The sequence below is a fragment of the Spartinivicinus marinus genome, assembly GCF_026309355.1.
Lineage (GTDB): Bacteria > Pseudomonadota > Gammaproteobacteria > Pseudomonadales > Zooshikellaceae > Spartinivicinus > Spartinivicinus marinus.
In genome coordinates this window covers 3855106-3865891 of record NZ_JAPJZK010000001.1, presented here as the reverse complement: position 1 = coordinate 3865891, position 10786 = coordinate 3855106, and the positions used below count along the sequence as shown (strand labels likewise).

Genomic DNA, 10786 nt, shown 5'->3' with positions numbered 1-10786 from the left:
ATGAAGTGGTATAAACAACTTATTTTAGCCACCTGTATTGGGATGGCATTTAACCCAGTCAGCGCAAGTGCAGAAACCCTCGATCGGATTGTTGCAGTTGTTGATAGCGATGTGGTAACAGCCAGTCAGCTGCAAGAGCGGCTGGCCATGGTGCGTCGTAAACTAAGGCAACGCGATACTGAACTTCCTCCAGAGGATGCCCTGACTAAGCAGGTTTTAGAAAAGCTGATTATTGAAAGCCTGCAATTACAAATGGGTGATCGTGCTAATATTCGAATTAACGAACAAACCTTAGGTGATACAGTTAATCGCATTGCTCAACGCAACAACATGTCACTAAGTGAGTTTCAACAAGCCTTAGCCCAAGATGGAATTTCCTTCGAAAAAGCCCGCGAGCAAATTCGTCGTGATTTAATTATTAATCGTGTTCGAAAACGCAGGGTTGCAGATAGGATTCAGGTGACTCAGCAAGAAATAAAAAACTTTCTGCAATCAGAACAGGGGAAATACCAGCTTTCCGCAGATTACCGATTAGGTCATATTTTAATTGCCCTTCCTGAGTCAGCAACACCCAACCAGGCTAACCAAGCGAAACAGAAAGCAACTACTGTCTACCAAAAGCTTAAACAAGGCGCCAATTTTGGTCAGGTTGCAGTAGCCGTATCAGATGGTCAAAAAGCCTTAGAAGGTGGCGATCTTGGCTGGCGTAAAGCTAATCAACTGCCGTCTTTATTTGCCAACCAAGTACAATCGATGAATAAAGGTGATATTAGTAAACCTATTCGTAGCCCTAGTGGGTTTCATATTATTAAACTGATTGCTAAACGTGGCGGTCAAGATAAGCTAATGCAAACCCAGTTTAAAGCTCGCCATATTTTACTTAAACCCAGTGAAATACGCTCTGAAAAGCAAACGAAGGCACTGGCTGACCGACTTTATTTACGCTTAGAAAATGGTGAAGACTTTACACAACTGGCCAAAGCCTTTTCTGATGACTCTGGCTCAGCTTTAAATGGTGGCAGCTTAGATTGGGTAAACCCAAATGATATGGTCCCGGCCTTTCGTGACAAATTATCAGAAGTATCTGTTAACACGATTAGCAAGCCATTTAAGAGTCGTTATGGCTGGCACATTTTACAGGTACTGGATACTCGCCAACAGGATATGAGCAAGCTGGTTCAAGAAAATAGAGCTCGAATTATTTTACGGAACCGCAAGTACGAAGAAGAGCTGCAAAACTGGCTTCGACAAATTCGTGCCGAAGCCTACGTAGAAATAAAACTGTGAGCCATTATTGCCCCCGGATTATTATCACCTCCGGAGAGCCCGCAGGCATAGGCCCAGACCTATGCCTTGCATTAGCAGCCCAGCAGTTTAACGCACAGCTTGTAGTAGCTGCAGACCCTGCCATTCTTACAGCACGAGCCAAACAATTAGGACTAGAAATCCAGCTACAGACTTATGAACCAAAGCAGCCTGCTAAACCAACTCCATTAAACCAATTATTGGTTTTACCAACTCAAACGCAACATACAGTCATACCAGGCCAACTCAACCCAGCCAATGCACAACATGTGCTAGATATGTTAGACATTGCAATTAAGGGTTGTTCTCAGCAGGAGTTTGCTGCAATGGTAACCGCCCCTATTCACAAAGGAGTTATCAATGATAGCGGAGTTCCTTTTAGCGGCCATACTGAATACTTAGCTTCAGCCACAAATACACAACAAGTGGTAATGATGCTAGCCAGCGGTAGCTTAAGAGTGGCGTTAGCAACCACCCACCTTCCACTTAAAACCGTATCAGCGTCTATCACACCCACACTACTTGAACAAGTCATTAGCGTGTTACACCAAGACCTTCAGCAAAAATTTGGTATCGCCCAGCCACATATTTTGGTTTGCGGCTTAAACCCTCATGCTGGTGAGGGTGGGCATTTAGGTACAGAAGAGTTTGAAATCATTACTCCAACACTCAATCGCTTAGCCAAACAATTTGGCTTTAACCTAACTGGGCCACTACCTGCTGATACTGCTTTTACTCAAAAACCTTTAGCTCAAGCTGATGCTGTTTTAGCTATGTACCATGACCAAGGACTACCTGTACTTAAATATGCAGGATTTGGAAATGCAGTCAATATCACCTTAGGCCTCCCCTTTATTAGAACATCGGTTGACCATGGCACAGCCTTAGACTTAGCAGGCACAGGGACAGCTGACCCAGGAAGTTTGTTTACTGCAATTGAGTACGCGATTAATATGTCGCAATCTCAACAAGGCTGAACTATTAATTTCTTTATGGCTAATCCCCCGACTTTTCACCACAGGGCACGCAAGCGCTTTGGGCAAAATTTTTTACATGATACCGGTGTTATTCAACGCATTATTCAAGCTATCACTCCACAACAAGACCAACACTTGGTTGAAATTGGCCCTGGCCAAGGAGCCTTAACCGCTAGCTTGGTAGCATCAGGCAGTGAAACTCATGTGATTGAGCTTGATCGTGATTTAGTACCAGGATTATTAGCAAGTTTCGCTAGCTACAACAACTTTCATCTACACCAGGGAGATGCACTCAAATTCGATTTTAAGCAACTAGCAGATCCCAACCAAAAAATCCGGGTAATTGGTAACCTACCGTACAATATTTCCACTCCTTTATTATTTCATCTATTTAGCTTTCGAGAACTAATTAGTGATATGCATTTTATGCTGCAAAAAGAAGTGGTAGAAAGGCTAGCAGCTCAGCCAGGCGAAAAAGCATACGGCAGGCTTGGTATAATGGCTCAGTATTTTTGCCAAATTGATTATTTATTTACAGTCAACCCTGGTGCGTTTAAGCCCGCCCCTAAAGTGGACTCCGCCATTGTAAAGTTAACGCCGCATCGATCAATTGAGCAGCCTGCTGAAGACATTAAGCAGCTCGAGCAGGTAGTAAAACTGGCTTTTAGTCAGCGGCGCAAAACCATTCGCAATACACTTAAGTCATTATTTGCCGCTGATGAACTTCACCAGCTTGCCATTGACCCTACCCTTCGTCCGGAACAAATCACTTTATCGCAATTTATTAGCCTGGCTAATTATTTGGCTAAACGCTAAACAATTTAAAACACTATACTTAATATCATGACAGATACTTGCCCTCATCCAGTTAAAATTGACGTGGTTACAGAATACTTGCCCCATGAATCTGAGCCTAATGAGTCTGAATTTGTATTTCGCTATACAATCACAATTACTAATGAAAGCAATCAAACCATAAAACTGTTATCTAGACATTGGATAATTACTGATGGAGAAAACCAGGTAGAACATATCCAAGGAGACGGCGTTGTTGGTCAGCAGCCTTCCATCGCACCAGGTACCAGCTATACCTATAGTAGTGGCTGCATTTTACCAACGCCGGTTGGTAGTATGTATGGCAGCTATCAAATGCAAGCTAAAGATGGTCAGCTATTTAATGCTCCAATAACTCCATTTACTTTAGCGGTACCCAACATAGTTCACTGATTAATACTGGGCGAACGATGGCTACTTATGTAATTGGCGACATTCAAGGCTGTTTTTATCAGCTACAGTGCGTACTGGAAAAAGTTAATTTTAGTCCAGCTGAAGATAAACTTTGGGTTGTAGGGGACTTAGTGAACCGAGGACCCAACTCACTGGAAACCCTACGATATATTTATAAACTGGGTGATAGCTGCAAAATTGTCCTTGGTAACCATGACTTACATTTATTAGCCATCGCTCACGGAGTGCAACCCCACAAAAAACAAGACACGTTAAGTGATATTTTAACCGCTCCTGATCGAGACCAACTACTCCATTGGCTACGTCATCAGCCGTTAGTTTATTACGATGAAGCTAACAATATGGCTATGGTACATGCCGGAATTCCTCCACAATGGTCTATAAAAAAAGCATTGGCTCGTGCCGCAGAAGTTGAAGAAGTATTACAAGGTGAGCACTTTATCGACTTTTTAAGTAATATGTATGGTAACCAGCCCAACCGCTGGGATAAAAGCTTAAAAGGTTGGCCACGATTACGCTTAATTACTAATTACTTTACCCGGATGCGCTTTTGTAATTGCCTGGGTGAGTTGGAGCTATCCGCTAAAGGCTCCCCCAAAGAAGGCCCTAAAGGTTATAAACCCTGGTACCTACACAGTAAACGCAAAGCCAAAGATACCACTATTTTATTTGGTCATTGGGCTGCTTTAGAAGGCAAAACTGAAAGTGAAAGCCATAATGTTTTTGCCCTGGATACAGGCTGCGTATGGGGCAATCACTTGACCCTAATGAATGTAGAATCCAAAAAAATCACCACCTGCCGATGTAAAACGCAATGAGTGAATTCAAACGAATTTCTACCACTGATGCTTTCAACCACTTGCAACAAAGTGCCATCTTTGTTGATATTCGTGATTTGAGCAGCTATCAACAGGCCCACATTCCCAACGCTACTCATGTAGATAATCAGGGCATTCATGATTTTTTAGCTAATGCAGAACTAGAAGATATCATTATTATCTATTGCTATCATGGGCATAGCAGTTTAGCAGCCGCACATTTTTTTGCTGATCAAGGTTTCAGCAATGTATACAGTATGGATGGCGGCTTTACTGCTTGGCAGCAGGACTACCCTGCTGTTTGCGAAAATACAATGGAAGAGTAGTATTCATTTAGTTAGTAGCCCTATGAAAGTATTTTTAGTTGGTGGCGCAGTCCGCGACCACCTGTTAGGTAAGTCTGTTAAAGATCGAGACTGGGTAGTTGTTGGCAGCACTCCAGAAGAAATGCTGGCTAATGGTTTTGAACAAGTAGGCAAAGACTTCCCGGTTTTTCTTCACCCTCAAACCCATGAAGAGTATGCATTAGCACGTACTGAGCGTAAGCAGGGAAAAGGCTACACAGGTTTTATATGTCACACAGCTCCTGACGTCACTCTTGAAGAGGACTTATTAAGGCGAGACTTAACTATCAACGCTATTGCCCAAACTCCCGATGGAGCATTAATTGATCCATTTCATGGCTATCAGGATTTAAAGCAAGGCATTTTACGACATGTGTCGCCTGCATTTACTGAAGATCCTTTAAGAATATTGCGTGTTGCTCGTTTTGCAGCACGCTACCATCATTTAGGTTTTACTATCGCACCAGAAACCATGTCATTAATGGTTGAGATGGTTAATTCTGGAGAAGCTAGCCATTTAGTAGCAGAACGAGTATGGCAAGAAACTGAACGGGCATTAGCTGAACCACACCCAGCCATTTATTTTCAAACCCTGCATCAGTGCGGCGCTCTGAATATTTTGATATCGCCTTTAACTATCAACCAGCCAACAATGCCTGCTGCAGCATTGAACACTTTAGATGCAGCAGTTACAACCACACAACCTGAGATTGTTCGTTTTGCAGCATTTATTATTAACCTGTTTGCCAGCAATGAATTAATTCAGCAGCCAACCGCCATCGGCCATTTTGAACAGTTTGCAGAAAATATCAAACTGCCTAACCAGTTTAAGGCAACAACAAAAGCAGGTATTCAATTATTACCTCATTTAACTACCACGCCACTTTCCGAAGAAATTGTTTGGCAGTGTTTAAAGCAAGCGGATGCTGTAAGACGACCAGAACGATTTACCCATATCATCACAGCTATTGAGATTGCCGCAAACGAGCTGCAGCAACCACTTATTTTAACTACTGATCAATTACTAGGTATTAGCCAACAATTTAAGCAAATTGATATCAAGCAACTACAGGCACAAGGCAAAAAAGGTAAGGCGTTAGGCCAGGCAATCGCTCAGCAGCAACTTGAAATCATCAATAAAGCACTCGCCCAAATATCTCATAAAACCATATGAATATGTCATATAGCCAAGTTACACAATCAGCTAAAAGCCATTTATTTTTGAAGGTAAAATTTGTTTCTCAATAGTGGTTGGTTTATCACCTAGCACTTCACCATTAGGGCCTGAAACTCGCAATATATCAACTGACTGTGAAACAAGAGTAGTGGTATTTACAGCTAGTCTATCCACGAATGTTAAAACGTCTCTAGCAGGTTGCTGGTAGTAGCTTTCCGTAATGAGTGCCGCAGGATCAAGCCTTTGGTTTGAAGGGCCACACCATAACAAATCCAGGTCTGCCACTTGCCTTGACTTACAGTCTTGTGGGGCTCTGCCAACTTGCTGTTCTGACTGCTTACACCATTCATTTAAAGCCTGTTCAGATAAGTCTGAATAGAAATACAAAACACCATTACAAAAATCAGCGGCATTTTTTACACCAACCGGTTTAGTCATTACCAGTCGGCTCAACCAAACCTGATTGAACCTTACAACCAGCACATTAAGAATTTTAGGAATTTGAGTCATTGGCTGCACATTACAGCCAATGCCGAGCAATACTGCTTGCTTCATTGGAATATCAATTAGTTAGTTCATCTGCTCACGGGTGCGGAAACACTCAACAGCGGCGATTCCGTTTTCAATAGCTTGCGGCTTACGAATTTTTATTTTAACAGCTGCAACCGAAAACTCAGTAAAGATCAGTCGAATTAACTCACCTGCTAATTTCTCCAGTAACTGAAACTGTTCTTTATTGCAGTATTGGGTGACTAGCTCTGCTACTTTGGCATAATCCAACGCATCCGTTAAATCATCAGATTGCATTGCAGCAGTGCAGTCTATATCCATTGCCAAATCAATAATTAATGGCTGAGGCTGCTGTTTTTCCCATTCATATACGCCAATAACCGTGGAAACCTCAAGCTGCTCAATTAATACTTTGTCCATTCAACTCTCGTCACTTCTACCAAATAATTACATCAATCAACTGAAAATATTAAGTTTCCACTGCAGTTAATGCTTCCATTGGCCAGCGTGGCTTTGGCTGAATAGGGTCCACTTCCTGCTCACCAGCCAAAAGTCGTTGGCAGCCAGCATAGGCAATCATCGCGCCATTATCAGTACAGAACGCTGGTCGCGGATAAAACAATGTAGCAGACTCTTTCGCCGCAATACTGGTTAACCTATCTCGCAGCATTTTATTAGCACTAACGCCGCCAGCAATAACCAAGCGCTTATGTTGAGTGGCTTGCAGTGCTCGACGACACTTGATCGCCAAGGTTTCAACCACCGCTTCTTGAAAAGCATAGGCAATATCAGCCAGAGTCTGCTGGCTTAAGTCACTGTTTTGCTTAGCTGCTTGAATTGTATTCAAGGTATAGGTTTTAAGCCCACTAAAACTAAAAGCCAAACCAGGCCGATCTGTCATCGGTCGAGGGAACTTGTAGCGCCCAGGTGTACCATCTTCAGCAAGCTTGGCAATTCGTGGGCCACCGGGGTAATCCAGCCCCATCATTTTCGCGGCTTTATCAAATGCCTCTCCTGCCGCATCATCAACCGAGTCTCCTAATAGCTCATACTGGCCAATACCATTAACATCTACTAGCTGGGTATGCCCACCTGAAACCAATAAGGCAACAAAAGGAAACGCAGGTGGCTGCTCTTCTAGCATAGGGGCCAACAGGTGACCTTCCATATGATGCACCCCTATTGCAGGGATATTAAGGGTATAGCTGAGTGATCGAGCAAAAGTAGCTCCAACCATCAAGGCGCCAATTAATCCGGGGCCATTGGTATAAGCCACTGCATCAATATCCTGCTTTGTGAGTGAAGCCTGCTCCAACACCTGATCTAATAAAGGCACAAGCCGCTGAATATGATCGCGAGAGGCTAACTCAGGCACCACGCCACCATAATCAGCATGCATGGCCACCTGACTAAACAAAGCCTCACCCAGCAGGCCTCGGTTACTATCGTAAACAGCAACACCGGTTTCATCACAGGATGTTTCAATACCTACTACTATCATCTTGCACTAATACCAAAAAACAAAAGCCAATAATAAAATAACCACACTGCAAATACGATTTAACTTTTGCAATTCTCTAAGGCCACTAACCTACCCTTTGCATTTCTTGACAGAACCCTTTAATATTCGCCACCTTCATCGTGGTCTAAACTGTGTGATGACCACTTACATTGAAACTAACCATAGACTTATAAAGGAAGGTGTAATCTGCATGCCTGCGGTAAAAGTAAAAGAAAACGAGCCTTTTGATATTGCCCTGCGTCGTTTCAAGCGTTCTTGCGAGAAAGCTGGTGTTTTGGCTGAAGTTCGTCGTCGTGAGCATTACGAAAAGCCAACAACTGTACGCAAGCGCAAAGCAGCTGCTGCTGTAAAACGTCACGCTAAAAAGCTACAAAGAGAACAGCGTCGTCGCGAGCGTTTGTATTAATTTTTTCATTCTATTGCCAATAACCTGTCAGATATAAGCAAACAACAACATGGCAAACTCAATTAAAGATCGCTTAGCTCAAGCCATCAAAGACGCAATGCGAGCCAAAGATAAACCTCGCTTAGCCGCCCTACGTCTTGCTTCTGCGGAGTTTAAACGCATTGAAGTAGATGAACGAATTGAGATTGAAGATGCCAGAGCAGTTGCCATTCTAGATAAAATGGTCAAACAGCGCCGGGATTCAATCAATCAATATCAACAGGCAGGCCGTCAGGAACTGGCTGAACAGGAAGCATTTGAAATTGAGATTATTCAAGAGTTTCTGCCAGAGCAACTTACTAATGCAGAACTTGACCAGTTGATTGCTGAAGCCATTGCAACCACAGGTGCAATGAGTATGCAGGATATGGGCAAAGTGATGGGTATTCTTAAGTCAAAAGTGCAAGGCCGTGCAGATATGGGGGAGGTGAGTAAATTAATCAAAAGTAAGTTAAGTTAACAGACTTACTACTTACCCTTGCCTACCTTTGACAGCGGCGGTAGATTTAAAACTACTGCCGCTTATCTTAACACCTAGCTCAAACATTTTCTGAAATCGTTATGGCGGGACTGATTCCTCGCACTTTTCTTGATGAATTATTAGCTCGCATTGATATTGTCGATGTGATTGCCTCCCGTGTTGAGCTAAAAAAGGCTGGTAAAAATTACACAGCACTTTGCCCCTTTCATCACGAAAAAACGCCTTCTTTTTCAGTTAATTCAAGCAAACAGTTTTATTATTGTTTTGGCTGCGGGGCAACAGGGAACGCGTTAAAATTTATTAGCGAATTTGAACACCTAGACTTTGTTGATGCAGTTGAAACATTAGCTCGCTCATTAGGATTAGACGTACCCAGAGAGCAACAGCATTATCAACAGCCAAACCATCAAGCCTATTATCAACTTCTGAGTAATGCAGCTGAATACTATCAACAACAGCTGATTAATCACTCTCAAGCCCAGTTGGCAAAAGATTATCTTAAATCACGCGGTGTTACTCACGCCATCTCTCAACAATACGGCCTTGGTTTTGCACCCGCGGGCTGGAGTAACCTGATTAATGCCCTTACCTCTCAAGCAAACAGCTTAACCAAACTTGAGGAAGCAGGACTGGTCATTCAACAACCAGAAAAACAGTCCTATTACGATCGATTTCGTAATCGCTTAATGTTTCCTATCAGAGATCAGCGGGGTCGAGTCATTGCATTTGGTGGCAGGGTATTTACAGATGAAAAACCCAAATACCTCAATTCACCAGAAACGCTTGTTTTTCAAAAAAGCAAAGAATTATATGGGCTCTACGAAGCTAAACAGCAAAACCGTCAGCTTACCAGCTTAGTGGTAGTTGAGGGCTATATGGATGTTATTGCACTAGCCCAACACGGCATTACTCAAGCAGTAGCCACTTTAGGTACTTCTGTTACAACCGATCATGTTCGCAAATTATTTAAGCAAACCAATGAAATTATCTTTTGCTTTGATGGTGATGAGGCAGGTAAAAAAGCAGCATGGCGAGCCTTAGAAAACTCTTTCAGCAGTATAGAAGATGGCTACAGTGCAAAATTTTTATTTTTACCTCAAGGAGAAGACCCAGACTCTGTTATCCGCAGCGAAGGGCCAAAGCAATTTCAACAACGCCTTGATAATCAAAGCCTGACTTTAACAGAATATTTTTTTCAGCAACTGGAATCACAAGTCAACCTGCATAGCTTGGAAGGCAGAGCTAAATTATCAAAGCTGGCTTCTCCTTACCTCAATAATTTAAAGCCCAGCACATTTAAACAGCTTATTGAAAATCGCTTAGCAGAGTTAACCGGTATAAGCCCCAGTAGCCCTACCCCCTCTGCGCTTTCAGCCCAACACTCAACACCAATTACAGTTTCAAAACCAACGGGGCAGATACCTTCTTATTCACAGCCTCAAACAGCCCAGGTAGTCCGCTCACCAGCTGAGACAGCGCTACTATTACTGTTTATTGAGCCGACCTTAGTCAGCCAGGTAAATTTTGATAATTTCCATGGCAGTGCTGCTGATCAAGCAACTCAATTACTCATAGATGCCATGCACTATTTTAAAAAAAATCTACTTAGCGACAATCAGCCTCAAGAATCAATTGGTGAGTTTATTGGTCACTATTATGGAACTACCGAAGGGAATCGACTCAAAGAAATCTTGAACAATTCTGCACCAGAAACGACTAAACAAACAAACCTGTTATTTATTGACAGTATTAAACGAGTACAAACCAAACTTTCGGCTGCCACTTCCAAACAACAGCTGAACGAACTGGCCAGCAAAGCCACTACACTCAACGATGAAACGAGCAAAGCAGACTATTTAAAAGCATTCGCACGACTACGGCAGCAAAAAAGCAATAATGATTGAAGAAAAAATGAAGGTTATTTTTCGATACTGCAAAAATACAGCTAAACTGCTAGAA

The 10786-nt window shown here is 42.6% G+C and carries 13 protein-coding genes; 10 read left to right on the top strand and 3 right to left on the bottom strand.

The window, feature by feature from the left end:
- Genes OQE68_RS17605 through OQE68_RS30565 form a run of 7 tightly spaced genes read left to right on the top strand, consistent with a single transcriptional unit; the run spans position 1 to position 5866 of the window.
- On the top strand, positions 1-1287 hold the full coding sequence (locus tag OQE68_RS17605) for a peptidylprolyl isomerase (protein ID WP_180570365.1): 1287 nt from the start codon (positions 1-3) through the stop codon (positions 1285-1287).
- Positions 1284-2282 (top strand): 4-hydroxythreonine-4-phosphate dehydrogenase PdxA, encoded by a 999-nt coding sequence (gene pdxA, locus OQE68_RS17600; RefSeq protein ID WP_266195768.1) that lies wholly within the window; start codon positions 1284-1286, stop codon positions 2280-2282. The genes OQE68_RS17605 and pdxA overlap by 4 nt, the downstream gene beginning before the upstream one ends.
- Positions 2283-2297: 15 nt before the next feature.
- The gene (gene rsmA / locus OQE68_RS17595; RefSeq protein WP_180570366.1) at positions 2298-3098 is read left to right on the top strand and encodes a 16S rRNA (adenine(1518)-N(6)/adenine(1519)-N(6))-dimethyltransferase RsmA; all 801 of its coding nucleotides are present in this window, start codon (positions 2298-2300) and stop codon (positions 3096-3098) included.
- A gap of 27 nt (positions 3099-3125) precedes the next feature.
- A complete protein-coding gene (apaG, locus tag OQE68_RS17590) occupies positions 3126-3509 on the top strand; it encodes a Co2+/Mg2+ efflux protein ApaG (RefSeq protein WP_180570367.1) in 384 nt (127 codons plus the stop codon).
- A 17-nt stretch (positions 3510-3526) separates the two neighbouring features.
- Positions 3527-4348: a symmetrical bis(5'-nucleosyl)-tetraphosphatase gene (locus OQE68_RS17585; RefSeq protein ID WP_180570368.1), complete on the top strand. Its 822-nt coding sequence runs from the start codon at positions 3527-3529 to the stop codon at positions 4346-4348.
- Positions 4345-4674, top strand: coding sequence for a thiosulfate sulfurtransferase GlpE (gene glpE, locus OQE68_RS17580; protein WP_180570369.1), 330 nt, complete (start codon positions 4345-4347; stop codon positions 4672-4674). The genes OQE68_RS17585 and glpE overlap by 4 nt, the downstream gene beginning before the upstream one ends.
- A 22-nt stretch (positions 4675-4696) precedes the next feature.
- Positions 4697-5866, top strand: coding sequence for a tRNA nucleotidyltransferase/poly(A) polymerase-related protein (locus OQE68_RS30565; protein ID WP_180570370.1), 1170 nt, complete (start codon positions 4697-4699; stop codon positions 5864-5866).
- A gap of 30 nt (positions 5867-5896) precedes the next feature.
- On the opposite strand, the gene OQE68_RS17570 is transcribed toward OQE68_RS30565, so the two are convergent.
- Genes OQE68_RS17570 through tsaD form a run of 3 tightly spaced genes read right to left on the bottom strand, consistent with a single transcriptional unit; the run spans position 5897 to position 7880 of the window.
- Positions 5897-6424: a 2-amino-4-hydroxy-6-hydroxymethyldihydropteridine diphosphokinase gene (locus tag OQE68_RS17570; RefSeq protein ID WP_180570371.1), complete on the bottom strand. Its 528-nt coding sequence runs from the start codon at positions 6422-6424 to the stop codon at positions 5897-5899.
- 15 nt (positions 6425-6439) lie between these two features.
- Positions 6440-6799 carry a dihydroneopterin aldolase gene (gene folB / locus OQE68_RS17565; protein WP_180570372.1) on the bottom strand — a complete coding sequence of 120 codons (360 nt, stop codon included), beginning with the start codon at positions 6797-6799 and terminating at the stop codon, positions 6440-6442.
- 49 nt (positions 6800-6848) lie between these two features.
- Entirely contained in the window at positions 6849-7880 is a 1032-nt protein-coding gene (gene tsaD, locus OQE68_RS17560; protein WP_180570373.1) for a tRNA (adenosine(37)-N6)-threonylcarbamoyltransferase complex transferase subunit TsaD, read from the bottom strand.
- Positions 7881-8091: 211 nt separating this feature from the next.
- Between tsaD and rpsU the strand changes: the two genes are divergently transcribed.
- The 3 genes from rpsU to dnaG all read left to right on the top strand — a co-directional run bounded on the left by rpsU (position 8092) and on the right by dnaG (position 10731).
- Positions 8092-8307: a 30S ribosomal protein S21 gene (gene rpsU / locus OQE68_RS17555; protein WP_163832384.1), complete on the top strand. Its 216-nt coding sequence runs from the start codon at positions 8092-8094 to the stop codon at positions 8305-8307.
- A gap of 49 nt (positions 8308-8356) precedes the next feature.
- On the top strand, positions 8357-8806 hold the full coding sequence (locus OQE68_RS17550; RefSeq protein WP_180570374.1) for a GatB/YqeY domain-containing protein: 450 nt from the start codon (positions 8357-8359) through the stop codon (positions 8804-8806).
- 101 nt (positions 8807-8907) lie between these two features.
- On the top strand, positions 8908-10731 hold the full coding sequence (dnaG, locus tag OQE68_RS17545; RefSeq protein ID WP_180570375.1) for a DNA primase: 1824 nt from the start codon (positions 8908-8910) through the stop codon (positions 10729-10731).
- Positions 10732-10786 lie beyond the last annotated feature (55 nt).